General features: G+C 72.6%; 24 protein-coding genes. 13 read left to right on the top strand and 11 right to left on the bottom strand.

Translation table 11 applies throughout. The features are described 5' to 3' along the window. Positions 1 to 4: 4 nt before the first annotated feature. Entirely contained in the window at positions 5 to 1,405 is a 1,401-nt protein-coding gene (gene hydA, locus ABZY31_RS05155) for a dihydropyrimidinase (RefSeq protein WP_356404979.1), read from the top strand. Positions 1,406 to 1,448: 43 nt separating this feature from the next. After that, positions 1,449 to 2,462, top strand: coding sequence for a TIGR03842 family LLM class F420-dependent oxidoreductase (locus ABZY31_RS05160; RefSeq protein ID WP_356404980.1), 1,014 nt, complete (start codon positions 1,449 to 1,451; stop codon positions 2,460 to 2,462). A 160-nt stretch (positions 2,463 to 2,622) separates the two neighbouring features. Here ABZY31_RS05160 and ABZY31_RS05165 read toward each other — a convergent pair whose 3' ends face one another. Continuing rightward, positions 2,623 to 3,162 (bottom strand): DM13 domain-containing protein, encoded by a 540-nt coding sequence (locus tag ABZY31_RS05165; RefSeq protein ID WP_356404982.1) that lies wholly within the window; start codon positions 3,160 to 3,162, stop codon positions 2,623 to 2,625. Between the two features lie 265 nt (positions 3,163 to 3,427). Here ABZY31_RS05165 and ABZY31_RS05170 point away from each other — a divergent pair, with 265 nt between their 5' ends. From ABZY31_RS05170 to ABZY31_RS05205, 8 genes are all read left to right on the top strand, one after another. Beyond that, on the top strand, positions 3,428 to 4,522 hold the full coding sequence (locus ABZY31_RS05170; RefSeq protein ID WP_356404984.1) for a glycosyltransferase family 1 protein: 1,095 nt from the start codon (positions 3,428 to 3,430) through the stop codon (positions 4,520 to 4,522). Next, complete coding sequence (locus ABZY31_RS05175) at positions 4,519 to 5,589, top strand: glycosyltransferase (RefSeq protein WP_356404986.1); 1,071 nt, start codon at positions 4,519 to 4,521, stop codon at positions 5,587 to 5,589. The genes ABZY31_RS05170 and ABZY31_RS05175 overlap by 4 nt, the downstream gene beginning before the upstream one ends. Further along, positions 5,586 to 6,605 carry a glycosyltransferase gene (locus ABZY31_RS05180; RefSeq protein ID WP_356404988.1) on the top strand — a complete coding sequence of 340 codons (1,020 nt, stop codon included), beginning with the start codon at positions 5,586 to 5,588 and terminating at the stop codon, positions 6,603 to 6,605. Before ABZY31_RS05175 ends, ABZY31_RS05180 begins: the two co-directional genes overlap by 4 nt. Further along, a complete protein-coding gene (locus tag ABZY31_RS05185) occupies positions 6,590 to 7,504 on the top strand; it encodes a galactosyltransferase-related protein (RefSeq protein WP_356404990.1) in 915 nt (304 codons plus the stop codon). Before ABZY31_RS05180 ends, ABZY31_RS05185 begins: the two co-directional genes overlap by 16 nt. A gap of 6 nt (positions 7,505 to 7,510) precedes the next feature. Further along, positions 7,511 to 7,690 carry a hypothetical protein gene (locus ABZY31_RS05190; RefSeq protein WP_356404992.1) on the top strand — a complete coding sequence of 60 codons (180 nt, stop codon included), beginning with the start codon at positions 7,511 to 7,513 and terminating at the stop codon, positions 7,688 to 7,690. A gap of 108 nt (positions 7,691 to 7,798) precedes the next feature. Then, entirely contained in the window at positions 7,799 to 8,623 is an 825-nt protein-coding gene (locus ABZY31_RS05195; RefSeq protein WP_356404994.1) for an inositol monophosphatase family protein, read from the top strand. Between the two features lie 100 nt (positions 8,624 to 8,723). After that, positions 8,724 to 10,145 (top strand): NAD(P)/FAD-dependent oxidoreductase, encoded by a 1,422-nt coding sequence (locus ABZY31_RS05200; RefSeq protein ID WP_356405286.1) that lies wholly within the window; start codon positions 8,724 to 8,726, stop codon positions 10,143 to 10,145. Beyond that, positions 10,145 to 10,666 (top strand): O-acetyl-ADP-ribose deacetylase, encoded by a 522-nt coding sequence (locus tag ABZY31_RS05205; RefSeq protein ID WP_356404996.1) that lies wholly within the window; start codon positions 10,145 to 10,147, stop codon positions 10,664 to 10,666. Before ABZY31_RS05200 ends, ABZY31_RS05205 begins: the two co-directional genes overlap by 1 nt. 468 nt (positions 10,667 to 11,134) lie before the next feature. Here the strand turns inward: ABZY31_RS05205 and ABZY31_RS05210 are convergent, their stop codons facing one another. Beyond that, positions 11,135 to 12,283 carry a glycerate kinase gene (locus ABZY31_RS05210; protein ID WP_356404998.1) on the bottom strand — a complete coding sequence of 383 codons (1,149 nt, stop codon included), beginning with the start codon at positions 12,281 to 12,283 and terminating at the stop codon, positions 11,135 to 11,137. Between the two features lie 227 nt (positions 12,284 to 12,510). Between ABZY31_RS05210 and ABZY31_RS05215 the strand changes: the two genes are divergently transcribed. From ABZY31_RS05215 to ABZY31_RS05225, 3 genes are all read left to right on the top strand, one after another. Beyond that, complete coding sequence (locus ABZY31_RS05215) at positions 12,511 to 14,142, top strand: BCCT family transporter (RefSeq protein WP_356405288.1); 1,632 nt, start codon at positions 12,511 to 12,513, stop codon at positions 14,140 to 14,142. A gap of 60 nt (positions 14,143 to 14,202) precedes the next feature. Continuing rightward, positions 14,203 to 14,697, top strand: coding sequence for an NUDIX hydrolase (locus tag ABZY31_RS05220; protein WP_356405000.1), 495 nt, complete (start codon positions 14,203 to 14,205; stop codon positions 14,695 to 14,697). A 70-nt stretch (positions 14,698 to 14,767) separates the two neighbouring features. Beyond that, complete coding sequence (locus ABZY31_RS05225) at positions 14,768 to 15,196, top strand: hypothetical protein (RefSeq protein WP_356405002.1); 429 nt, start codon at positions 14,768 to 14,770, stop codon at positions 15,194 to 15,196. Here ABZY31_RS05225 and ABZY31_RS05230 read toward each other — a convergent pair. The 9 genes from ABZY31_RS05230 to ccrA form a co-directional block, all read right to left on the bottom strand. Then, positions 15,193 to 15,741, bottom strand: coding sequence for a methylated-DNA--[protein]-cysteine S-methyltransferase (locus ABZY31_RS05230; protein ID WP_356405003.1), 549 nt, complete (start codon positions 15,739 to 15,741; stop codon positions 15,193 to 15,195). The two genes, ABZY31_RS05225 and ABZY31_RS05230, sit on opposite strands and share 4 nt — an antisense overlap. A gap of 74 nt (positions 15,742 to 15,815) precedes the next feature. Next, positions 15,816 to 17,303 (bottom strand): AlkA N-terminal domain-containing protein, encoded by a 1,488-nt coding sequence (locus ABZY31_RS05235; RefSeq protein WP_356405005.1) that lies wholly within the window; start codon positions 17,301 to 17,303, stop codon positions 15,816 to 15,818. Between the two features lie 138 nt (positions 17,304 to 17,441). Beyond that, positions 17,442 to 18,224: a CDP-diacylglycerol--serine O-phosphatidyltransferase gene (gene pssA / locus ABZY31_RS05240; protein ID WP_283452907.1), complete on the bottom strand. Its 783-nt coding sequence runs from the start codon at positions 18,222 to 18,224 to the stop codon at positions 17,442 to 17,444. A gap of 97 nt (positions 18,225 to 18,321) precedes the next feature. Then, on the bottom strand, positions 18,322 to 18,978 hold the full coding sequence (locus ABZY31_RS05245; protein ID WP_356405007.1) for a phosphatidylserine decarboxylase: 657 nt from the start codon (positions 18,976 to 18,978) through the stop codon (positions 18,322 to 18,324). A 187-nt stretch (positions 18,979 to 19,165) separates the two neighbouring features. Next, positions 19,166 to 20,371 (bottom strand): acyl-CoA dehydrogenase family protein, encoded by a 1,206-nt coding sequence (locus ABZY31_RS05250; protein ID WP_356405009.1) that lies wholly within the window; start codon positions 20,369 to 20,371, stop codon positions 19,166 to 19,168. 4 nt (positions 20,372 to 20,375) lie between these two features. Next, a complete protein-coding gene (locus tag ABZY31_RS05255) occupies positions 20,376 to 20,888 on the bottom strand; it encodes a MaoC family dehydratase (RefSeq protein ID WP_053681718.1) in 513 nt (170 codons plus the stop codon). Positions 20,889 to 20,892: 4 nt separating this feature from the next. Beyond that, entirely contained in the window at positions 20,893 to 21,867 is a 975-nt protein-coding gene (locus tag ABZY31_RS05260) for a CoA ester lyase (RefSeq protein WP_356405010.1), read from the bottom strand. After that, positions 21,864 to 23,933: a protein meaA gene (locus tag ABZY31_RS05265; protein ID WP_356405012.1), complete on the bottom strand. Its 2,070-nt coding sequence runs from the start codon at positions 23,931 to 23,933 to the stop codon at positions 21,864 to 21,866. Before ABZY31_RS05265 ends, ABZY31_RS05260 begins: the two co-directional genes overlap by 4 nt. A 61-nt stretch (positions 23,934 to 23,994) precedes the next feature. Continuing rightward, positions 23,995 to 25,332, bottom strand: a complete 1,338-nt coding sequence (gene ccrA / locus ABZY31_RS05270) for a crotonyl-CoA carboxylase/reductase (RefSeq protein ID WP_356405014.1) — start codon at positions 25,330 to 25,332, stop codon at positions 23,995 to 23,997. Between the last annotated feature and the right edge of the window lie 41 nt (positions 25,333 to 25,373).

Here is a 25,373-nt window from a genome sequence, read left to right on the forward strand (position 1 = left end):
GCACATGCCCAACCGCACCCTGATCACCGGCGGCCTGGTCGTCACCGCCGCCGACGAGCTGCACGCGGACGTCCTGATCGAGGACGGCCGGATCGCCGCGCTCGCCACGCACGGCTCGGCGGCCGCCACCGCCTGGACGGCCGACCGTACGATCGACGCGAGCGGGAAGTACGTCATCCCCGGTGGCGTCGACGTCCACACCCACATGGAACTGCCCTTCGGGGGCACCGCCGCCTCCGACACCTTCGAGACCGGCACCCGCGCCGCCGCCTGGGGCGGCACCACCACCATCGTGGACTTCGCCGTCCAGAGCGTGGGCCAGGCCCTGCGCGAGGGCCTGGACACCTGGTACGCCAAGGCCGACGGCAACTGCGCCATCGACTACGGCTTCCACATGATCCTCTCCGACGTCAACGAGGGCACCCTCAAGGAGATGGACCTGCTGGTCGAGGAGGGCATCACCTCCTTCAAGCTGTTCATGGCCTACCCCGGCGTCTTCTACAGCGACGACGGCCGGATCCTGCGCGCCATGCAGCGCTCCGCGCACAACGGCGGGCTGATCATGATGCACGCCGAGAACGGCATCGCCATCGACGTCCTCGTCGAACAGGCCCTGGCCCGCGGCGAGAGTGACCCCCGCCACCACGGCGAGGTCCGCAAGGTGCTCCTCGAAGCCGAGGCCACCCACCGGGCGATCGCCCTCGCGCGGGTCGCGGGCGCGCCGCTGTACGTCGTCCACGTCTCGGCGGAGGAAGCGGTGGCGGAGCTGGCGGCCGCCCGCGACAAGGGGCTCCCCGTCTTCGGCGAGACCTGCCCGCAGTACCTGTTCCTGTCCACCGACAACCTCGCCGAGCCGGACTTCCAGGGCGCCAAGTACGTCTGCTCCACGCCGCTGCGCCCCCGCGAACACCAGGCGGCCCTGTGGCGGGGCCTGCGGACCAACGACCTCCAAGTGGTCTCCACCGACCACTGCCCCTTCTGCTTCCGCGGCCAGAAGGAGCTGGGCCGCGGCGACTTCTCCAAGATCCCCAACGGGCTGCCGGGGGTGGAGAACCGCATGGACCTGCTCCACCAGGCCGTGCTGGACGGGCACATCAGCCGCCGCCGCTGGATCGAGATCGCGTGCGCGACCCCTGCCCGGATGTTCGGCCTCTACCCCAAGAAGGGCACCATCGCCCCCGGCGCCGACGCCGACATCGTCCTCTACGATCCGCACGCCGAGCAGGTCATCTCCGCAGAGACGCACCACATGAACGTGGACTACTCGGCGTACGAGGGCAGGCGGATCACCGGACGCGTCGACACGGTCCTCTCGCGCGGCGAACTCGTCATCGACCGGCGCGAGTTCGTGGGCCGTCCCGGGCACGGCGCCTTCGTACCCCGCGCCACCTGCCAGTACCTGTAAGCCGCACGCCCGCACGCCCGTACGCAGTAGCAAGGAGCCATGCATGGACTTCGGCCTCGTCCTGCAAACCGACCCGCCCGCCTCCCAGGTGGTCAGCCTCATGAAGCGCGCCGAGCGCAACGGCTTCCGCTACGGCTGGACCTTCGACTCGGCCGTGCTGTGGCAGGAGCCGTTCGTCATCTACAGCCAGATCCTGGCCAACACCCAGCGCATGCACGTCGGTCCGATGGTGACCAACCCGGGCACCCGCACCTGGGAGGTGACCGCCTCCACCTTCGCCACCCTCAACGACATGTACGGGAACCGCACCGTGTGCGGGATCGGGCGCGGGGACTCCGCGATGCGGGTCGCAGGCCGCGCGCCCAACACCCTGGCCCGTCTGGGCGATGCCATCGACGTCATCCGGGACCTGGCGGAGGGCCGCGAGGCGGAGGTGGACGGCAACCGGATCCGCATCCCGTGGATCCGGGACGGGAAACTGCCGGTGTGGATGGCCGCGTACGGGCCCAAAGCCCTCGCGCTCGCCGGCCGGAAGGCGGACGGCTTCATCCTCCAGCTCGCGGACCCCTTCCTCACGGAGTGGATGATCAGGTCGGTCCGCGAGGCCGCCACCGCAGCCGGCCGCGACCCGGCCGAGATCACCATCTGCGTGGCGGCCCCCGCGTACGTCACGGCCGACGACTCGGCACAGGCACTGGCCCACGCCCGCGACCAGTGCCGCTGGTTCGGCGGCATGGTCGGCAACCACGTCGCCGACCTCGTCTCCCGCTACGGCGAACACTCCGGCCTGGTCCCCGAGGACCTCACCGCCTACGTCAAGTCCCGCCAGGACTACGACTACAGCCACCACGGCCGCGCCGACAACGCGTCCGCCGACTTCGTCCCCGACGAGATCGTCGACCGCTTCTGCCTCCTGGGCCCGGCCGAGGCCCACATCGCAAAGCTCCGGACCCTGCGCGACCTGGGCGTCGACCAGTTCGCCGTCTACGACATGCACGACGCCCGCGAAGCCACCATCGACGCGTACGGCTCCACCATCATCCCGGCGCTCGGCTGAGGGCGCCGCCCACCGCCCGTCAGCGGACGAGCACGAAGACCGCCCCGGCCGTCACGGCCCCCAGCGCGGCCCCCACCCGACCCCGGCCAGTCGGTCGGCGTGCCACCCGGCGACGGCCACGGGGGAGTGACGGCCCGCATCGCTCAACGCGCGGGAGGGGTCACGCGCTCCCGAGAGGGGCCGCGCCGAAGGAGACGTCGAAGCGGTCGCACCAGATGGTGACGCTGCTGTAGTCGGCGAGGTTCACCGAGGCCGGGATCTCGTAGTTCTGGTCACCCTTGTCGCCCTTGAGCCTGCCGAGGCTGACGTACCGGCCGTCGTCGAAGACCCGCCAGCCGGCGACGCCTTCCTTGACCGGGGCGTCCGTGAGCCACACACGCAGGTCGGGCCCGTTGCTGGTGTCCAGGTCCTCCAGCCGCAGCACGTGGGCGCCGTCGGCCAGCCGGATCAGCTTCGCCGTGCCCGTCGTGGTGTGCTCGTGGCTGATGAAGGCGCCCCGGGCGAGCGTTGTCGGCTCCGCGGGGGAGCGGCCCGGGGCAGCCGCGGCGGGCGGCGCGGCCACGGCGGGGAGCGCCTCCCGGACGGTATTGGTCTGCCACAGCTTCCAGGGCTGGAACCAGTACAGCCCCGCGCCCAGCACCAGCACGGCCGGGACCAGCAGCCAGGTGAGCGCCCTGCGTCGTCGTTTCGTCCCTCTCACTTTCAGTCCCTTTCCCCCACTGAATCGTCACCCGCATTCAACAAGATCCGCAGCCCGGCCACCCCCTTCCTTCCGATGACGAAAGGCTTACGTCCTCCACCTGAGTGACCCCGCGCCCCGGCCGGTTTGGCTCCGGCGCCGCGGGGCACACGGCCGGGCGCCGTGCGAGGCCCGCGGCCCGGATCCGTGCCTGACGGGCGCGCGCGGTGACGGTCCCGCCCGGCCGGGCCCGCCGTGGTGTTCGCGTCCCTCTGAAGGAGCCACCGTGTCCGATGAGCAACCGCCGCACCGCCGAGCGGCCCCGGAGATCCGCGTCGCCTCCGTGCCCGCCGGTCACGTGTACGTACGGCACTGCTCGGCTCCCGAGCCCGACGGCGTACGGCGGCTGCGGGACCCCCGGCCGCTCGGGGCGCCCAGCACCTCGCAGCGCTGGTGGCCCCCGGTGATGCTGGACCCGGACTGGGTGAGCGCCCACCACCGCGACTTCGACGTCTTCCACCTGCACTTCGGTTTCGACGCCCAGAGCCCGGCCCAGCTGACCGCGCTCGTGGACGCCCTGCGTCGGCACGGCAAACCGCTGGTCTACACGGTGCACGACCTGCGCAACCCCCACCAGGCCGACCCCGCAGCCCACGACGCCGCCCTCGACGTGGTCGTGCCCGCCGCCGACCGCCTCGTCACCCTGACGCCCGGCGCCGCCCGGAGCATCCGCAGCCGCTGGAACCGGACGGCGACGGTGCTGCCCCACCCGCACGTGGTCGAACTGCCGCTCCTCGACCGCCCCCGGCCCGCCCGCGACCGCTTCCGCGTCGGCGTGCACGCCAAGAGCCTGCGCCCCAACATGGCGGTCCTCCCCGTCGTCCGGGTGCTCGCGGAAACCGTCGCCGAACTCCCCGACGCCGAGCTCCAGGTCAACATCCACCGCGAGGTGGCGGACCCCGCCTCCCCGGCCCACGCCCCGCAGGTGATGGGCGCCCTGGAGAAACTCGCCGACCGGGGCCGGCTCGCGCTCGTCGTCCACGACTACTTCGACGACGAGCAGCTGTGGGACTACCTCGCCTCGCTCGACCTGTCCGTCCTGCCCTACCACTTCGGCACCCACTCCGGGTGGCTGGAGGCCTGCCACGACCTGGGCACCGCCGTCGCCGCCCCCGACTGCGGCTTCTACGCCCAGCAGCGCCCCTGCCTGACCTACGGGCACACCCAGCGAGCCGGCCTCGACGGAGAATCGCTGCGGGAGGCCGTGCGGACGGCGTACAAGGAGCGGCCGGCACCCCGGGCCACCGCACGGCAGCGTGCGCACGAGCGCGACGACCTCGCCGCCGCGCACCGCGCCCTGTACGCGGAGGCCCTGCGATGAGCCGGGGCCTGCGGGTGGCCCTCATCGCCTCCGCGCGCTTCCCCGTCAGCGAGCCCTTCGCCGGAGGCCTCGAAGCCCACACGTGGTGGCTCGCGCACAGCCTGCGCCGCCGGGGCCACCACGTGGAACTCTTCGCCGCGCCCGGCTCCGACCCCGCGCTGAGAGTGCGCGAACTGCCGGTGCGCACAGTGGAGTTGAGCGCCGCGGCCCGCAGCGACGCGAGCATGCCCAGCGCGGCGTGGATGGCGGAACACCACGCCTACCTGGGCCTGATGCTGGACCTGGCCCGTGACGGCGAGCACCGGTTCGACGTCGTCCACAACAACAGCCTGCACTACCTCCCCGTCGCGATGGCCGCGGCCCTGCGGGTGCCGGTGGTCACCACCCTCCACACCCCGCCCACGCCCTGGCTGGAGTCCGCGATCACGGCCCAGGAGCGCTGCCCGGTGACGTTCACGGCCGTCAGCCGGTTCACCGCCGGGGCCTGGCGGGCGACCGCGCCGCGCGCCCGCGTCGTGCGCAACGGCATCGACACCGACTTCTGGCGGCCGGGCCCCGGAGGCGGCGACCTGGTGTGGACCGGCCGCCTCGTCCCCGAGAAGGGGCCCCACCTGGCGCTCGAAGCCGCCCGCGCGGCCGGCCTGCCCCTGCGGATCGCGGGACCGATCGCGGACCGGGCCTATTTCGAGAAGCGGATCGAACCCCTGCTCGGCGAGGACGCGCGCTACGTCGGCCACCTCGACCGGCGGGAACTCGCCGAGCTGCTGGGTTCCGCGAGCGCCGCCCTGGTCACGCCCTGCTGGGACGAACCGTACGGACTGGTGGTCGCCGAGGCGCTGGCCTGCGGCACGCCGGTGTGCGGGTTCGACCGCGGCGCGCTGTCGGAGATCCTCACCCCGGACTGCGGCCTGCTGGCCCCGCCGGGGGACGTCGAAGCCCTGGCGCGGCTCATCCCGCGCGCCGTGCGGCTCGACCGCCGGGCCGCCCGCCGACGGGCGGAGCGGTTCTGCTCCCTCGCCCGCACCGCCGACGCCTACACGCGGCTCTACGAGGAGGTGGCGCGGTGATCGGCTACTACGTCCACCACCAGGGCCGCGGACACCTGCACCGCGCCGTCAGCATCGCCGCGCACGTCCGGGGACCGGTGACGATCCTGTCCTCCCTGCCCCGGCCGCCCGGCTGGACCGCCGGCTGGGTGGCCCTGCCGCCGGACGCCGCGGACACCCCCGTGGATCCCACGGCGCACGGCCGCCTGCACTGGGTTCCGGTCCGCCACCCTGGCCACCGGGAGCGCATGGGGATCATCGCGGACTGGATCGCGCGGGAGGACCCCGCGCTGTTCGTGAGCGACGTATCGGTGGAGGCCGCGACCCTGGCCCGGCTCATGGGCACGCCCGTCGTCGTCGCCGCCATGCGCGGCGACCGGGGCGACCAGGCGCACCGGCTCGCCTACGACCTGGCGGACGCCCTCCTCGCCCCCTGGCCCGCGTCGCTGCCCGAGCCCGGCTGGCCCGGCCACTGGCACGCCAAGACGCTGCACACCGGGAGCATCTCGCGCTACGACGGCCGCCCGCGCCCGGCTCCCCGGGGCGCCGCCGCGGACGGGCGCGGGGAAGTGGTGGTGATGCTGGGGGCCGGCGGGGACGACCTCACCGAGCGGCGGCTGGCCGAAGCGGTCCGCGCCGCTCCCGCGTGGCGGTGGACCGTCCTCGGTGGTGCCGGGGGCGAGTGGACCGACGACCCCTGGCCGGTGCTGTGCCGGGCGGACGTGGTAGTCACCCACGCCGGACAGAACGCCGTCGCCGAGTGCGCCGCCGCCCGGGCCCCGGCCGTCGTCATCCCGCAGCAGCGGCCCCACGGGGAGCAGCACGCCACCGCGCGGGCCCTGCGCGCGGCGGGCCTGGCGACCGTACGGGAGAGCTGGCCGCCCCCGCAGGCCTGGCCCGGCCTGCTGGCGGAGGCGGCGGCCCGGCCGGACCGCTGGGCCCGCTGGTCCCCCGGAGACGGGGCCCGCCGCGCGGGACGCCTGCTCACCGATCTGGCCCTGCGCACCGCCGAGGGGGCGCCGTGCGCACCGCGGTGATCACCCTCGCGGCGGGCCGGCACCCGCACCTGCTGCTCCAGCAGGACGGCCTCGACCGCGGCACGCGCCGCCCCGACCACTATGTGATCGTCTCCATGGCCGACCCCGCCATCGCGGACCTCGTCGCCCGCCGGCGCCCCGCCGCGGACGTCGTCACCGTGCCCCTGGCCGACGGGCGCCTCCCGCTGGCCGCCGCCCGCAACGCCGGAGCCGCGCGGGCCCTCGCGGCCGGGGCCGAGCTGCTGGTCTTCCTCGACGTGGACTGCGTCCCGGGCGCCACCCTCCTGGAGGGCTACGCGCGGGCGGCGCGCGACGGCGCGCTGCTCTGCGGCACGGTCGCCTACCTCCCGCCCCCGCCCCCGGACGGCTACCGGCTCGACGCCCTGGCCGCCATGGCGGTGCCGCACCCGGCCCGCCCGGCCCCCGCGGACGGCACGGTCGTGCGCGGGGGAGACCACCGGTTGTTCTGGTCGCTGTCGTTCGCCCTGACGGCGCGCACCTGGGAGCGCGTCGGGGGATTCTGCGAGGACTACACCGGATACGGCGCCGAGGACACCGACTTCGCCGCCACCGCGGCCCGCCGGGGCGTGGACCTCTGGTGGGTGGGCGGCGCCCCGGCCCACCACCAGTACCATCCGACGCGGCGCCCGCCCGTCCGGCACCTCGACGACATCCTGCGCAACGGCGCCCTCTACAAGCGGCGTTGGGGCAGCTGGCCCATGGAGGGGTGGCTGCGGGACTTCGAGGCGCTCGGCCTGGTGCGCCACCTCCCGGACACCGACACGTGGTGCGCCACCGGCCCGGGCGGCCGGGGCGACGGCAGCGCTCCGGCGTCGGCGTGTCCGGAACGGCAAACCGGGTACACGCCCGACATGGGAGACATGACCGAAGGGAGATGACCGACCATGACACGGGCCGCGCGGGAGAGGAACGACGCCCAGTGGCGCCATGACGGCACGCCGCGGGACCGCAGTGGCGAGGACACCGACCCGTGGTCGGACTTCGTCCGCGTCCAGGGCCAGATGAGATGGCTGCTCACACCCCCGGGCGCGGAGCGCCGGAGCGCGGGCGCCGAGGACGGCTGACCGCGTGCGCGCGTTCCGCGGGAGCGGGGCCCCGCGTTCACCCGGGGGCCACCCGGAGGCCGGCCGTCGGCAGTGGGGATTGTCGGCGCGGCATGGTCTGATGGAGACATGATCGAAGAGTTTCTGGCCCGTGACCTGTCCGATGTAGAGGAAGCCGTCCGCAAGGCCGCCGCGGTCGAGATCATGCCGAGGTTCCGGCAGCTCGCCGACCACGAGGTCGACCAGAAGAGCGGCCCGCACGACCTGGTGACCGTCGCCGACCGGCGCGCGGAGGAGTACCTGACCGCCGCCCTCACCCGGCTGCTCCCGGGCTCGGTGGTGGTCGGCGAGGAGGCCGTCCACGCGGATCCCACCGTGTACGGGGCGCTGCGCGGCGAAGCCCCCGTCTGGATCGTGGACCCGGTCGACGGGACCCGCCAGTTCGTCGCCGGCGAGCCGGGCTTCTGCACCCTGGTCGCGCTGGCCGTGCGCGGCGAGATCCTCGCGTCCTGGACCTTCGCACCCGTCCTGGAGGAGATCGCGACCGCGGTGCGCGGCCAGGGCGCCTTCGTCAACGGCGAGGCCATACGGGCCGGTTCGCCGGAACCGGGCGCCGAGCTGCGGATCGCCATGGCCCACCCGCTCTACACGAGCGAGGAGGACAAGCGGACCCTGGCCAGCCTGGAGGTGCCGGGCGTGGCGGCACGCCCGTGCGGTTCGGCGGGCCTGGAGTACCTGAAGGTGGCCCGCGGCGAGATGGACGGCCTGGCCTTCACCTGGCCCTCGGCCTGGGACCACGCGGCCGGACTGCTACTGGTCGCCGAGGCGGGCGGCGCGCAGAGCACCGTCGCGGGCGAGCCCTACCGGGTCGACCGGGACAACGCACTGCCGTTCGCGGTCGGCCGCGACGAGGCGACGGCGCTGCGGATCCGGGACCTGCTGCGCGGCGAGTAGGGCGCGCGCAGCCGCGGAGCGGGCGGGCAGCGGGGCCGCGGCGGCGCCATATCCTGGGGTCTCCAGGGGCAGTTCCGCTGCCGGACGAAGGAGTCGCATGGTGCCGTCGATTCTCGATGCGGTCGTCGTGGGAGCGGGTCCCAACGGGCTGACGGCCGCGGTCGAACTGGCCCGGCGCGGCCACTCCGTGGCCGTGTTCGAGGCCGCCGGGACGGTCGGCGGCGGGGCCAGGACCGAGGAGCTGACCCTCCCCGGCTTCCGGCACGACCCCTGCTCGGCCGTCCACCCGCTCGGCGCGGGCTCGCCCGTCTTCGCGACCATGCCGCTCGCGCGGTACGGGCTGGAGTGGCTGCACGCCCCGCTCCCGATGGCGCACCCCTTCGACGACGGCAGCGCCGCCGTGCTCTCGCGGTCGGTCGCCGAGACCGCCGCCTCCTTCGGCTCCCGGGACGCGGGCGCCTACCGCCGCCTCGTCGCGCCGTACCTCGCCAAGTGGGACACTCTGGCCCGGGACTTCATGTCCCTGCCGTCCACCGCGCTGCCGACCGACCCGCTCACCCTGGCCCGCTTCGGGCTCACCGGCCTGCCGCCGTCCACGTGGCTGATGCGGCGCTTCCGGGACGAGCGCGCGCGGGCCCTCTTCGCGGGCCTCGTCGCGCACGTGATCGCGCCGCTGGGCGGGATCGGGACGGGCGCGGTCGGGCTGGTCTTCGCCCTCGCCGCGCACGCGAACGGCTGGCCGCTGCCGCGCGGCGGCTCCCAGTCGATCTCCGACGCGCTCGCCGCCTACCTGCGCGACCTCGGCGGCGTCGTGCACACCGGCTACGAGGTCAAGCGGCTGGACGACCTGCCGCCGGCCCGTGCCTACGTCTTCGACACCTCGCCGACCGCGCTGGCCCGGATCGCCCGGCTGGGGCGGGCGTACGACGGGTACCGGTACGGCGCCGGAGTGTTCAAGCTGGACTACGCCCTGGACGGCCCCGTCCCCTGGACCGCCGAGGCGGCGCGCCGCGCGGGCACCGTCCAGGTCGGACCGCGCACCCGGGACATCGACGCCGCGCTGCAGCTCACCGCGAGCGGCCGGGCTCCCCGTACGCCGTTCCTCATCACCGCGCAGCCCAGCCTGGTCGACCCCGGCCGCGCTCCCGCGGGCAAGCACGTCTTCTGGGCCTACGGGCACGTTCCCGCGGGCTGGGACGGCGACCTCACCGACGCCGTCGAACGCCAACTGGAGCGCTTCGCGCCGGGCTTCCGCGACCTGGTCCTCGCCCGCGCCACCGCGGGGCCGCCGCAGTTCGCCGCCCGCAACCCCAACTACGTCGGCGGCGACATCGCCTGCGGCGCCGCCTCCGGCCTCCAGCTCCTGCTGCGGCCCAAGCTCACCCTGTCCCCGTACACCACGGCCCACCCGGCCGTGTTCCTGTGCTCCTCCGCGACTCCGCCCGGGCCGGGCGTGCACGGCATGTCCGGCCACAACGCGGCGAAGGCGGTCTGGCGCCACCTGCGAAAGGGCTCGTCCTGATGGTCCGCATCACCCTGGTCCGCGGGGACATCACGACCCAGCGCGTGGACGCCGTGGTCAACGCGGCGAACTCCTCCCTGCTGGGCGGTGGCGGGGTGGACGGTGCGATCCACCGGCGCGGGGGGCCGGAGATCCTCGCGGCCTGCCGGGCGCTGCGCGCCTCCCACTACGGCAAGGGCCTCGCGACGGGCCGCGCGGTCGCCACCACGGCGGGCCGGCTTCCGGCCGCGCACGTGATCCACACGGTGGGGCCGGTGTACTCCCGCGAGGAGGACCGCTCGGAGCTGCTGGCCTCGTGCTACCGGGAATCCCTGCGGGTGGCGGGGGAGTTGGGGGCGCGTACGGTCGCCTTCCCGGCGATCTCGACCGGGGTCTACGGGTGGCCGATGGACGACGGGGCGCGGATCGCGGTGGGGGCGGTGCAGGGTGCGGTGGCCGGGCCGGTGGAGGAGGTCCGCTTCGTCCTCTTCGACGCGGCCGCGTACGCCGCCTTCGAGGCCGCCGTGTCCACCGCCGCCTAGCCCGGCCCCTCCCTCTCGCCTGCGGCGCGGCCGGCGTGCCTCCGGCGGTGCCTCAATCGCCGGCGGGGCTGGGGGTGGCTGCGTTGGGCCCGCGGCCTGGTCCCGGCTTGAGGTGCGGCTGTGCCCCGGCCCTGCGGGTGGCTGATGTGCCTCCGGCGGCGCCTCAAACGCCGGCGGGGCTGGGTATGGCTGGCATTGGGCCCGCGGCTCGGTTCCGGCCGTACGGCGCGGCTCGTGTGCCTCCGGCGGCGCCTCAAACTCCGGCGGGGCTGGGTTTGGCTGCGGCTGGGCTGCGGCTTTTCCCCGGCCCAGGGGGAGAATTTCAGCCTGCCCGGCGTTTGAGGGCCCGCCGGAGGCACGGCGGGGGGAGGGCCCGACCCGTTCCTCGTTTTGCTCTGCCCGGGAACGCCGCGGGCCCCCGCCCCCCGGTGAGGGGAGCGGGGGCCCGCGGCAGACGGCCCGGCCGGGTCAGAGAACGTCGGCGGCGATGTTCGCCGCGACCCGCTCCAGCAGCGGCCCGGCATTGGCGATGCACTTCGCCGTGTCCGGCTCGATCTCCGTCAGGGGGTACGCGCGCCGGATCCCGGCGGCCTGGAGGGCCTCCTGGGTCAGCGCGAGCCGCCCGCACACCGCGACCACGTCCTTGCCCGCCGCGCGCGCGGCGGCCGCCACGCCCGCCGGGGCCTTGCCGTGCAGGGTCTGCTCGTCGAGGGAGCCCTCACCGGTGATCACCAGCGTGGCCCGCTCCAGCGCCGGGGCGAAGCCCAGCACCTCCAGCATCAGCTCGATGCCCGGCCGGAAGGCCGCACCCAGCAGCAGCGCGCCGTAGCCGATGCCGCCCGCGCCGCCCGCCCCGGGAGCCAGCGCGTACTGCGCCGCCTTCGGGCCGACCGACTTCTCCAGCACCACCGCGAAGTGCGCCAGCGCCGCGTCCAGGGTCGCCACGTCCTCGGGCGTCGCACCCTTCTGCGGCCCGTAGACGGCCGGCGCGCCCTTCGGCCCGGTCAGCGGATTGTCCACGTCGCTGGCGAGGACGAACTCCACCTCGGCGAAGCGCGGGTCGATCCCGGACAGGTCGGCCGAGGCCAGCGAGGCCAGGGCACCACCGCCCGGACCGACCGGTTCACCGTTCGCATCCAGGAACACCGCGCCCAGCGCGGCCAGCATGCCCGCGCCGCCGTCGGTGGTGGCGCTGCCGCCCACGCCGAAGACGATCGAGCGCGCGCCCGCGTCCAGGGCCGCCTTCAGGACCTCGCCCGAGCCGTACGTGGTCGACGTCAGCGGAGCGAAGACGCCCGCCGGCAGCAGCTGGAGGCCGGAGGCCTCCGCCATCTCGACCACGGCGGTGCCGTCGCGCAGCGCGAAAGCGGCCGTGACCTGGTCACCGAGCGGTCCGGTGACCCGTACCTCCCGGCGCTCGAACCCGGCCGCCACCGCCGCCGCGACCGTGCCGTCGCCGCCGTCCGCGACCGGGAGGGTCTCGATCTCCACGCCCGGTACGGCCGCGCGCAGGCCCGCCGTCACCCGCTCGGCGACCTGCACGGCCGTGAGCGAGCCCTTGAATTTGTCCGCGGCGATGAGCACGCGCGCGGTCTCAGTTACTGCTCCGTCCGTCACCTTGCTAATCCCTTGCTATCGAACAGTGCAGTCGCGCCGCCCTGAGCCTATCCGGAGGATTCTCCAAAGCCCATGGGTGGCCCGGGACACACCCCGCGCGCCCTGGTCGGCAATGGGTACATTCCCCCGCATAGTGGGGCCGCATGAGTACGGATTCACGGGAACGGTCACGCTCCGACACCCCCGCGGGAGGCCCCGCGGCCGCGCAGGACGACGCGCCCGACCGGATGCTCGTCGGCATCGGAGTGATCGCCGTACTGGCCGTGGTCGCCTGGGCGGCGCTCGGCAAGCACTCCTTCGACACGGCCTCCGCCGCCGCGCTGACCTGGGTGCTGAACAACTTCGCCTGGCTGTTCGTGATCGCCGCCGACGTCTTCCTGGTCATGTGCGTCGTCCTCGCGATCAGCCGCTTCGGCCGCATCCGGCTCGGAGCCGACGACAGCGAACCCGAGTTCACCAACCTCGCGTGGATCGCCATGATGTTCAGCGCGGGCATGGGCATCGGCCTGATGTTCTACGGCGTCGGCGAGCCGCTCACCCACTACCTGAGCCCGCCCCCGGCCAGCGGCGCCGCCCCCGGCACCGGCGGCGCCGCGCGCGCGGCCCTGGAGTACTCCTTCTTCCACTGGACCCTCACGCCCTGGGCCATCTACGGCATCGCCGGCCTCGCCCTCGCCTACGCGACCTTCCGCAAGGGCCGCGGCAACCGCCTCAGCTCCGCCTTCGTCCCGCTCATGGGCCGGGAGCGGGCCGACGGCTGGCCGGGCCGCGCCATCGACCTGCTCGCCGTCTTCGCGACCGTCTTCGGCACCGCGACCAGCCTCGGCCTCGGCGCCCTCCAGGTCGCCAAGGGCCTGAACATCACCACCGGCGCCGAGGACTCGACCACCCTCGAACTGATCATCATCGGCTCGCTGTCCGCCGCCTTCGTGCTCTCCGCCTTCTCCGGCCTGCACAAGGGGGTGAAGTGGCTCAGCACCGCCAACATCGTGCTGGCCGCCGTCCTGATGCTCTTCGTGTTCCTGCTCGGCCCCACCGTCTACGTCCTCGACGTCATCCCCGCCAGCGTCGGCGGCTACCTGCACCAGCTCCTCCCGATGGCCAGCCGCACCGGCGCCTTCACCGACAGCGCGTGGCTCGGCGCGTGGACGATCTTCTACTGGGCCTGGTGGCTCTCCTGGGCGCCCTTCGTCGGTACCTTCATCGCGCGGATCTCCCGCGGCCGCACCATCCGCGAGTTCCTCGTCGGCGTGCTGCTGGTGCCCAGCGGCGCGACCGTCATCTGGTTCTGCGTGATGGGCGGCACCGCGATCCGCCTGGACTCCACCGGCGCCGTCGACTTCGCCGCCGAGATCAAGGACGGCACCGAGGCCTCGCTCTTCGCGATGCTCGACGCCCTGCCGCTCGGCACGCTGACCTCGTACGTCGCCATGGCCCTGGTGATGACCTACTTCGTCACCAGCGCCGACTCCGCCTCGCTGGTGATGGGCTCGCTGACCAGCCGCGGCTCGCTGCACCCTCCCACCTGGCTGGTGGTCACCTGGGGCGTGCTGATGGCGGCCGTCGCCGCCGTGCTGCTCGTCGCGGGCGGCCTGAAGTCCCTCCAGACCGCGACCATCCTGGTGGCGCTGCCCTTCGTCCTCGTGATGCTCCTCGTCTGCTGGGCGCTGGTGAAGGAGCTGCGCGCCGACCCGGGGGCCGGGCCCGCCCGCGCCCACGCGCTGCACGGGGTGCGCGACGCGGTGCGGGCCATGGTCGGCGACGCCCTCACCGAGCAGGGTCCGGCCCGGCACCCCCGGCTGCGGCGCGTCGCGGAGTCCCGCGCCCGCGACCGCGGGGACGACGACGGCCCGGCCTGAGCGGCCCCGGGCCCGCGGCGCAGCCGCGGCGCGCCCGGAGCGGCTCGGTAGGCTGGCGCGGTGACCACCACTGAGGACTACGCCACCTACATCGCGAGCCTGCCCCGGGTGCTGGCCGGCGCGGCCGCCCTGTACCGGGACACCGCGGGCCGGGTGCTGCTCGTCGAACCGAACTACCGCGAGGGCTGGGCGCTGCCCGGCGGAACCATCGAGTCCGACCGGGGCGAGTCACCGCGCGCCGCCGCCCGCCGCGAGAGCGCCGAGGAGATCGGGCTCGACCTTCCGCTCGGCCGGCTGCTCGCGGTGGACTGGGTGCTCGGCTCCGCCCGCCCGCCGCTCGTCGCGTACGTCTACGACGGCGGCGTGCTGGACGCCAAGCAGCTGGCCAGGGTCACCCTCCAGGAGGAGGAGCTGACGTCCTGGCGGCTGGTGGAGCCGGCGGAACTGACCGCCTACCTGCCCGGCGCGCTGGGCCTGCGCACCGCGGAGGCCTACCGGGTCCTGCGGTCGGGCGAGGGCACCGCGGAGCTGGAGAACGGCCGCCGCCCGCAGTAGCGCCACGGGCCGCCGGCCCGGAAGGTGACCCGTGACACGATGCCTACATCGGACGGGACACAATAACCGGATGATCACGATGTACGCCTGGCCCAGCACCGCCGACGGGCCCGACGCCCTGCCCATGGTCCACTTCACCACCGAGGAGCAGGCAGGCGCGGATGTCACGCCCGAAGGCGTACCCGTCTGGCTGTTCGACACCGCGATACGCGACGGCGGCTGGGCCCACTTCACCGACTACGACGGCTGGGCGGCCCCCGCGCCCGGCTGGAGCGCCGCCTACCGCCGTGCCGACGACGTCCTGTTCGTCAGCGGCCCCGGCGCCTGCGAGGGCTGGTACCAGGGCAACCTGGGCGCCGCTGCCGAGTGGGTGGAGGCGGCCGCCGCCCAGCAGAGCGTGGTGCTCCTCGCGGCCCCCGTGCCGCACCCCTCGCTCTACGGGTACGCGGTCGAGGCCGGGGCCGCCTTCGCCCTCCTCGTCCCGCTGATGGTGGTCTAGAACAGGCCCTCCGCCGTGACCGTCCGGCCGGTCCGGCCGGACTCGAACTCCAGCAGCCGCACCTTGCGCTCCACCCCGCCGCCGTACCCGGTCATGCTCCCCGAGGCCCCGATCACCCGGTGGCACGGGACGATGATGCTGATCGGGTTCTTCCCGTTGGCCAGGCCCACCGCGCGCGAGGCGCTCGGCTTGCCCAGCCGGGCCGCCAGCTCGCCGTACGACCAGGTCTCGCCGTAGGGGATGCGCGTCAGCTGGTCCCAGACGCCGCGCTGGAAGTCGGTGCCCTCCAGGCGCAGCGGCAGGTCGAAAGCGGTCCGTTCCCCGGCGAAGTACGCGCTCAGCTGCGCCACCACGGCGGGGAAGGGCCCCTCCGCGGCCGCGACGCGGTCCCCGAAGGACTCCTCCGGTGGCCGGTGGCGCTGTCCGGTCATGTACAGGCCGCTGAGGACGCCGCCGGTGGCGACGAGGGTGAGCGGGCCGTACGGGCTGTCGACGACGGCGTGCTGCCTGCCGGTGCCGGTGGTGCCGGTGGTGCTGCTGTCCATGAGGGTGTCTCCTCGTGCGGTGCGTGCGGAGTATGCGGTGCGTGCGGTCGTACGCGTTCTGCGGCGCGGCCGGGTCAGCCCGGCAGGTGGTTGATCGGATGGTCGTCCGTCGCCCACAGGTACTGGACGGCGTACGCCCGCCAGGGCCGCCAGGCGGCCGCCCGGGCGGTCAGCGCGGCCGGCGTGGACGGCAGCCCGAGCCCCCGCGCGGCCCGCCGCACCCCGAGGTCGGAGGGCAGGAACGCGTCCGGGTCGCCCAGCGCCCGCATCGCGATCACCTCGGTGGTCCAGGGACCGAAACCGGGCAGCGCGCCGAGCCGGGCCCGCGCCGCCTCCCAGTCGCTGTCGATGTCCAGCGCCAGCGTCCCGTCGGCCAGGGCGCCGACCAGCGTGGTCAGGGTCGTGCGCCTGCTGCGGGGCAGGGCGAGCGCCTCGGGATCCAGCGCGGCCAGCGCCTCGGCGCAGGGGAAGAGGTGGGTGAGCCCGCCCGCCGGATCCGGATCGGTGACCGGCTCGCCGTACGCGCTCACCAGGCGGGCCGCGTGGGTGCGCGCCGCCGCCGTGGACACCTGCTGCCCGAGCACCGCCCGTACGGCGAACTCCGCCGCGTCGACGCTGCGCGGGACCCGGCGCCCGGGGGCCTTGTCCACCAGCGGCGCGAGCAGCGGGTCGCGGCGCAGCTGCTCGTCCACGGCCTCCGGGTCGGCGTCCAGGTCGAGCAGCCGGCGGCACCGGCTGATCGCGATCGTGAGGTCCCGCAGGTCGGTCAGGGCCAGCTGGCAGGCGATGTGGTCGGGCCGGGGGGCGAGGGCCACCACCCCGGTGCCGTAGGGCAGCCGCAGGGTGCGGCGGAACGCACCGTCGCGCCACTCCTCCACCCCGGGCACGGCGGTCGCCGCGAGGTGCCCGAAGAGGTTGTCGGGGGTGAGGGGGGCGCGGAAGGGCAGCCGCAGCGAGAGGGAGCCGGGGATCCGGGGCTGCGGGGCGCCCCGGTGGGTCCTGCGCGCCCGCTGCCGCAGCTCCCCGGGGGCGAGGGCGAAGACCTCGCGCACGGTGTCGTTGAAGGTGCGGATGGAGGAGAACCCGGCGGCGAAGGCGATGTCGCCCATCGGCAGCTCGGAGGTCTCCACCAGCAGCCGCGCGGTCTGCGCCCGCTGGGCCCGGGCCAGGGCCAGCGGACCGGCTCCCAGCTCCGCGTTCAGCTGCCGCTCTACCTGCCGCGTCGAGTAGCCCAGGCGCGCGGCCAGCCCGGGGACGCCCTCGCGGTCGACCACCCCGTCCTGGATGAGCCGCATGGCGCGGGCGACGGCGTCGGCGCGGGCGTTCCACTCGGGGGAGCCGGGGCTGGTGTCGGGGCGGCAGCGCTTACAGGCGCGGTAACCCGCCTGCTGGCAGGCCGCGGCACTGGGCAGGAAGCTCATGTTCGCCACCTTGGGCGGCACCGCCGGGCAGCTGGGACGGCAGTAGATCCCGGTCGTCCTGACCGCGGTGAAGAACCACCCGTCGAAGCGGGCGTCCTTCGACCGGACGGCCCGTACGCAGCGCTCGGTGTCGGTGTGCATGACTCAAGGATCGGACATCGGCGGGGGCTCGGCTGGCGGTTTTCCGACATGGACCTCGGGCGCACGCGAAGGGCCCCGGTCGCCTGGTCGGCGGCCGGGGCCCTTCGTACGGTTGCGTCGCGCCGAGCGCGCCGCCGGTTACGGCAGCTGGCCGGCCCGTGCCTCGCGCCGGTTGTGGCGGAAGGTGTTGGCCCGCCGCGTGGTCGCGAACAGCGGGATGGTCGCCGCGAGGGCGATCTGGAGCGCGCAGCCGGTCTGGAGCAGGAGCTGACCGCCCGGGGCGTCGAACGCCCAGGCCGCCAGCAGCCCCATCGCGCCGACGATCCAGCTGAGCATCGCCACCGCGAGGACGCCCCGGGGCTTCGGGTACTCGACCCGGCTCACCATCAGCCACGCCACCCCGATGATCGCCATCGTGGTCGGGATGAACGGCAGCTCCAGCAGCACGATCGAGACGACCGTCAGCGCGCCGAAGGGGCTCGGCATGCCCTGGAACATGCCGTCCTTCATCGTCACGCAGCTGAATCTCGCGAGTCTGAGGACGACGGCGAGCAGCACGACGATCGCGGCCAGCGCGGACACCCGCTGGTGCGCGTCGTCGGCGACCATGCCGTAGACGAGCACGAAGTACGCGGGAGCCAGCCCGAAGCTGATCAGGTCGGACAGGTTGTCCAGCTCCGCGCCCATGGGAGAGCTGCGCAGCTTGCGGGCCACCAGGCCGTCGCAGAGGTCGAAGACCGCGGCGAGCAGCATCAGTATCACGGCGGTCGCGGCGCTGTGGCGCGCCATGCCCGACTCGTCACTGCCGGTGAGGTGCGGGATGAGGATCCCGGTGGTGGTGAAGTACACCGCCATGAATCCGCACGTCGCGTTGCCGAGGGTGAGGGTGTCCGCTATCGACAGCCGCAGCGAGAGGGGCATCTCCTCGCCGTCGGTCTCCTCCTCGGCCTCGGGCACCCAGTCGGACCGGCCGGGGCCGGTCGTCGTGAGGTCCGCCCGGCTCGCCGGTGTTTCGGGATCAGTCACGGTCAATTCGAGTCACCCCCGCGGTGGTGGCCTGTCCGACCTCGACCGCGACCTCGACACCTTCGGGAAGGTAGATGTCGACGCGCGATCCGAAGCGGATCAGACCGATGCGCTCACCCTGCTCGACCTTCGTGCCGGCCGGCAGGTAGGGAACGATGCGACGGGCGACCGCTCCCGCGATCTGCACCATCTCGATGTCGCCGAGCTCGGTGTCGAAGTGCCACACCACGCGCTCGTTGTTCTCGCTCTCCTTGTTGAACGCCGGAACGAATCCACCGGGGATGTGCTCCACGGACGTCACCGTGCCCGCGAGGGGCGCCCGGTTGACATGGACGTTCAGCGGGCTCATGAAGATCGCGACCCGGGTGCGCCCGTCCTTCCACGGCATGATGCTCTGCACCACACCGTCGGCGGGCGAGATGACGCGGCCCTGGGCGATCTCTCGCTCGGGGTCGCGGAAGAACCACAGCATGCCCGCCGCCAGCGCAGTGGTGGGCACGGCGACGGCGGCCCAGCGGCCGGACTTGCGGGCCCGGCTGAGGCTGAGCGCAGCGGTGGCGACGGTCGGCAGAAGCCACGGCGATGCTCCGCGCGCGAGGCGTCCACCGAGGAGGCCGACGCGAGGTGCAGAGGTTTGGCTGTGGGGCATGGATGACCTTCGTAGCGGGTGATTGCCGCGCCGCAAACTGGGGGACGGGACGGCGGCTTTACTGGAATGCTATCGGTTGCACGCAACAACTGGGCAAGCCAGAAGCCGAGTCGGTGTCCGTCGGCCAGTGACTGGATGTGACCTTTTCGCCAAAATGATTCGGACATTTCGGGTCGAAAAGGTGTTTTCAGCCCTGGAGCCGGTACTCCTCGAGCAGGCGTCGCCCAATGATCATTTTCTGGATCTCGGCGGTACCTTCACCGATCAGCAGCATCGGAGCCTCCCGGTAGAGGCGCTCGATCTCGTACTCCTTCGAGAACCCGTAGCCGCCGTGGATGCGGAAGGCGTCCTCGACCACCTCCTTGCAGTACTCGGAGGCGAGGTACTTCGCCATCCCCGCTTCGAGGTCGTTTCGTTCCCCGGAGTCCTTTTTGCGTGCCGCATTGACCATCATCGCATGGGCGGCCTCGACCTTGGTAGCCATCTCGGCCAGCTTGAACTGGATGGCCTGGTGCTCGGCGATGGCCTTGCCGAAAGTGTGACGCTGCTGGGCATATGAGACACCCAACTCGAAGGCACGCTGAGCGACGCCACAGCCACGTGCCGCCACGTTGACACGGCCGACCTCGACCCCGTCCATCATTTGGTAAAACCCTCGGCCGGTTGCCCCACCAAGGACCCGATTGGCCGGAATGCGCAGTCCGTCCATGATCATCTCGGTGGTGTCGACACCCTTGTAGCCCATCTTGTCGATCTTGCCCGGGATGGTCAGGCCGGGGCGCACCTCCCCGAAGCCGGCCTCCTTCTCGATCAGGAAGGTCGTCATCGACTTGTGCGGGGCGGTGCCCTCGGGGTGGCCTTCGTCACTGCGCACGAGGACGGCGACCAGCGTCGAGGTGCCGCCGTTCGTCAGCCACATCTTCTGGCCGTTCAGGACGTACTCGTCGCCGTCCCGCACCGCCTTCGACGTGATGGCCGACACGTCGGAGCCGAGCCCCGGCTCGGACATCGAGAACGCGCCGCGGATCTCGCCCGCCGCCATCCGCGGGAGGAAGTGGTCCTTCTGCTCCTGCGTACCGTGCTGCTTGATCATGTACGCCACGATGAAGTGGGTGTTGATGATGCCCGAGACGGACATCCAGCCCCGCGCGATCTCCTCCACGCACAGGGCGTAGGTGAGCAGGGACTCACCCAGGCCGCCGTACTCCTCCGGGATCATCAGACCGAAGAGGCCGAGTTCCTTGAGGCCGTCGACGATCTGCTGCGGGTACTCGTCGCGGTGCTCCAGCTGGGTGGCGACCGGGATGATCTCCTTGTCGACGAACTCCCGGACGGTTTTGAGGATCTCCCGCTGGACGTCGTTGAGGCCGGCGGTCTGGGCAAGTCGGGTCATGGTGCTACTTCCCCTGTTCCTTCAGCGTGGGGCGGCCGGGCTGCTCGCCGCCGCGCTCCTTGATGTACGTCTCGGTCGGGACCATCACCTTGCGCCGGAAGACGCAGACGAGGGTGCCGTCCTGCTTGTAGCCCTTGGTCTCGACGTAGACGATGCCGCGGTCGTTCTTCGACTTCGACGGCGTCTTGTCCAGGACGGTCGTCTCGCCGTAGATCGTGTCGCCGTGGAAGGTCGGTGCCACGTGCCGCAGCGACTCGATCTCCAGGTTGGCGATCGCCTTGCCCGAGACGTCCGGCACGGACATGCCCAGCAGCAGCGAGTAGATGTAGTTGCCGACGACCACGTTCTTGCCGAAGTCGGTGGTGTTCTCGGCGTAGTTGCTGTCCATGTGGAGCGGGTGGTGGTTCATGGTCAGCAGGCAGAAGAGGTGGTCGTCGTACTCGGTGACGGTCTTCCCGGGCCAGTGCTTGTAGACCGCGCCGATCTCGAACTCTTCGTAGGTGCGTCCGAACTGCATGGTCCTAGCCCTCCGGGATCTCGAACTTGGTGGTGCGCCGCATGCCCGCCGCGCGGCCCTTGCCCGAGATGACCAGGGCCATCTTGCGGCTGGCCTCGTCGATCATCTCGTCGCCGAGCATCGCGGAGCCCTTCTTGCCGCCGGCCTCCGAGGTGCACCAGTCGTACGCGTCGAGGATCAGCTCGGCGTGGTCGTAGTCCTCCTGCGAGGGGGAGAACACCTCGTTCGCCGCGTCGACCTGGCCGGGGTGCAGCACCCACTTGCCGTCGAAGCCCAGCGCCGCGGCGCGGCCGGCGACCTCGCGGTAGCCGTCCACGTTCTTGATCTGGAGGAAGGGGCCGTCGATCGCCTGGAGGTCGTGCATGCGGGCCGCCATCAGGATCCGCATCAGGATGTAGTGGTAGGCGTCCGCGCCGTAGCCGGGCGGCTGCATGCCCACGACCAGCGACTTCATGTTGATCGAGGCCATGAAGTCGGCCGGGCCGAAGATGATCGTCTCCAGCCGCGGCGAGGCGGCGGCGATCGCGTCGACGTTCACCAGGCCCTTGGCGTTCTCGATCTGCGCCTCGATGCCGATCTTGCCGACCTCGAAGCCCATGGTCTTCTCGATCTGCGTCAGCAGCAGGTCGAGGGCCACCACCTGCTGGGCGTCCTGGACCTTCGGCAGCATGATGCAGTCGAGGTTCTGGCCCGCGCCCTCGACGACCGTGATCACGTCGCGGTAGGTCCAGTGCGTGGTCCAGTCGTTGACGCGCACGACCCGGGTCTTGCCGGTCCAGTCGCCCTGGTTGAGGGCGTCCACGATGGTGTGGCGGGCGCCTTCCTTGGCGAGCGGGGCGCAGGCGTCCTCCAGGTCGAGGAAGACCTGGTCGGCGGGCAGGCCCTGGGCCTTCTCGAGGAAGCGCGGGTTGGAACCCGGCACCGCGAGGCAGGAGCGGCGCGGCCGCAGCCGGTCGACCGGGGAAGAGGGCGTGGTCATGCGGGGACCTCCGTGCTTGCGACGTTCTCTAGTGGGTGGAGCTTGTTCGCCTTGCGGATCTCGTCGACGATACGGCCGATGATCTCCGTGATGCCGAAGTCCTTGGGCGTGAACACGGCAGCGACACCGGCCGCCTTCAGGGTGACGGCATCGGCGTTCGGAATGATGCCTCCGACGATGACGGGGATGTCACCCGCCCCCGCCGCCCGCAGGCGTTCGAGGACGTCCGGGACCAGCGCGCAGTGCGAGCCGGACAGGATGGACAGCCCCACGCAGTGCACGTCCTCGGCCAGGGCGGCCGCGGAGATCTCCTCCGGGGTCAGCCGGATGCCCTGGTAGACCACCTCGAACCCGGCGTCGCGGGCCCGTACGGCGATCTGCTCGGCGCCGTTGGAGTGCCCGTCCAGGCCGGGCTTGCCGACCAGCAGCCGCAGCCGCCCGGCGCCCAGGTCCTCGGCCGTACGGGCCACCTTGGCGCGGACCTCGGCCATCGGCGTGCCGGGCTCGGCCGTGACCGCCACCGGCGCCGAGGAGACCCCGGTCGGTGCGCGGAACTCGCCGAACACCTCGCGCAGGGCCGTCGCCCACTCGCCGGTGGTGACACCGGCGCGGGCGCACTCCAGGGTGGCCTCCATCAGGTTCTCGGTGCCGGCCGCCGCCTCCTTCAGGCGCTCCAGCGCCTGCCGGGTGGTGGGGAAGACGAAGGGGTCGCCCTCGCCCTGCCGGTCCGAGGACTCCTCCCGCTCGGCGCGCCAGCGGACGATGCGCTCGACGGTCAGCGCCTCCACGGCTCCGTCCACCGTCATGATCGCGCCGTCCAGATCGGCGGTCAGCGGGTTCGGCTCGGTCTGCTGGAAGCAGTTGACGCCGACGATCTTGTCCTCGCCGTCCTCGATCCGGGCCCGCCGCTCGGCGTGCGAGGAGACCAGCTGCGACTTCAGGTAGCCGGACTCGACGGCGGCCATCGCCCCGCCCATCTCCTGGATCCGCGCGATCTCCGCCATGCACTCGGTGACCAGCGAGTCCACCTTGGCCTCGATGACGTGCGAGCCCGCGAAGATGTCCTCGTACTCCAGCAGGTCGCTCTCCAGCGCCAGCACCTGCTGGATGCGCAGCGACCACTGCTGGTCCCACGGCCGGGGCAGGCCCAGCGCCTCGTTCCAGGCCGGCAGCTGCACGGCGCGGGCCCGGGCGTCCTTGGAGAGGGTGACCGCCAGCATCTCCAGCACGATCCGCTGGACGTTGTTCTCCGGCTGCGCCTCGGTCAGCCCCAGCGAGTTGACCTGGACGCCGTACCGGAAGCGCCGCTGCTTCTCGTTCTCGATGCCGTAGCGCTCCAGGGTGATCCGGTCCCAGATCCGGCCGAAGGCGCGCATCTTGCACATCTCCTCGATGAAGCGGACGCCCGCGTTCACGAAGAAGGAGATCCGGGCGACGACCTCGCCGAAGCGCTCCTCGGGCACCTGGCCCGAGTCGCGCACCGAGTCGAGGACGGCGATCGCGGTGGACATCGCGTACGAGATCTCCTGGACCGGGGTGGCCCCGGCCTCCTGGAGGTGGTACGAGCAGATGTTGATCGGGTTCCACTTCGGGATGTGGTTCACCGTGTACGCGATCATGTCCGTCGTCAGGCGGAGCGAGGGCCCGGGCGGGAAGACGTGCGTCCCGCGCGAGAGGTACTCCTTGACGATGTCGTTCTGGGTGGTGCCCTGGAGCTGCGCGATGTCCGCGCCCTGCTCCTCGGCGGCCACCTGGTAGAGCGCCAGCAGCCACATGGCGGTGGCGTTGATCGTCATCGAGGTGTTCATCTGCTCCAGGGGGATGTCCTGGAACAGCCGCCGCATGTCGCCCAGATGGGAGACCGGGACCCCGACCCGGCCGACCTCGCCGCGGGCGAGGACGTGGTCGGGGTCGTAGCCGGTCTGCGTCGGCAGGTCGAACGCGACCGACAGGCCGGTCTGGCCCTTGGCGAGGTTGCGGCGGTACAGCTCGTTGGACGCCTCGGCCGTGGAGTGGCCGGCGTACGTCCGCATGAGCCACGGACGGTCTTTCTGGCGCTCTGTCATCTCAGGCTGTCCCTTTGGCCCTTGAACGATCTCGGACGGATCAGACGGATCGGACGAAGGATCAGATGTCGCGGAAGCGGTTGATCGCTTCGAGGTGCGTCGCCCGCATCTCGTGGTCGCGCACGCCCAGGCCCTCCTCGGGGGCCAGCGCGAGGACGCCGACCTTGCCCTGGTGGAGGTTGCGGTGGACGTCGTAGGCGGCCTGGCCGGTGTCCTCCAGGGAGTACACCTTCGAGAGGGTGGGGTGGATCTTGCCCTTCGAGATCAGGCGGTTGGCCTCCCACGCCTCGCGGTAGTTCGCGAAGTGCGAGCCGATGATGCGCTTGAGCGACATCCACAGGTAGCGGTTGTCGTACTCGTGCATGTAGCCCGAGGTCGACGCGCAGGTGGTGATGGTGCCGCCCTTGCGGGTGACGTAGACGCTCGCGCCGAAGGTCTCGCGGCCGGGGTGCTCGAAGACGATGTCGATGTCCTCGCCGCCGGTCAGCTCGCGGATGCGCTTGCCGAAGCGCTTCCACTCCTTGGGGTCCTGGGTGTGCTCGTCCTTCCAGAACTTGTAGCCCTCGGCGTTGCGGTCGATGACCGCGGTCGCGCCCATCGCGCGGCAGATGTCGGCCTTCTCCGGGCTGGAGACCACGCAGATGGGGTTGGCGCCGCCGGCCAGGGCGAACTGCGTGGCGTAGGAGCCGAGGCCGCCGCTCGCGCCCCAGATCAGGACGTTGTCGCCCTGCTTCATGCCGGCGCCGTTGCGGGAGACCAGCTGGCGGTAGGCGGTGGAGTTGACCAGACCGGGGGAGGCGGCCTCCTCCCAGCTGAGGTGGCCGGGCTTGGGCATCAGCTGGTTGGACTTGACCAGGGCGATCTCCGCCAGGCCGCCGAAGTTGGTCTCGAAGCCCCAGATGCGCTGCTCGGGGTCGAGCATCGTGTCGTTGTGGCCGTCCGAGGACTCCAGCTCGACCGAGAGGCAGTGCGCGACGACCTCGTCGCCCGGCTTCCAGGCGTTCACGCCGGGGCCGGTGCGCAGGACCACGCCCGCCAGGTCGGAACCGATGACGTGGTACGGCAGGTCGTGCCGCTTGGTCAGCTCCGAGAGGCGCCCGTAGCGCTCCAGGAAGCTGAAGGTGGACACGGGCTCGAAGATCGAGGTCCACACGGAGTTGTAGTTGACCGAGGAGGCCATGACGGCCACCAGGGCTTCGCCCGGGCCGAGTTCGGGCACGGGGACCTGGTCCAGGTGCAGCGACTTGCGCGGGTCCTTCTCGCGGGTGGTGAGCCCCGCGAACATCTCTGCCTCGTCCTTGTGCACGGTGATCGCGCGGTAGGACTCGGGCAGCGGCAGGGCCGCGAAGTCGGCGGCCGTCGCGGCCTGCGACTGGATCGCGTCGAGGATGTCCTTCACGGTGGTGCCTCCGGCTGAGCGTTGAGGGAAACGCTGAGGGT

It is taken from the genome of Streptomyces sp. NPDC006529, assembly GCF_040611795.1.
In the GTDB taxonomy this organism is placed as follows: Bacteria; Actinomycetota; Actinomycetes; order Streptomycetales; family Streptomycetaceae; genus Streptomyces.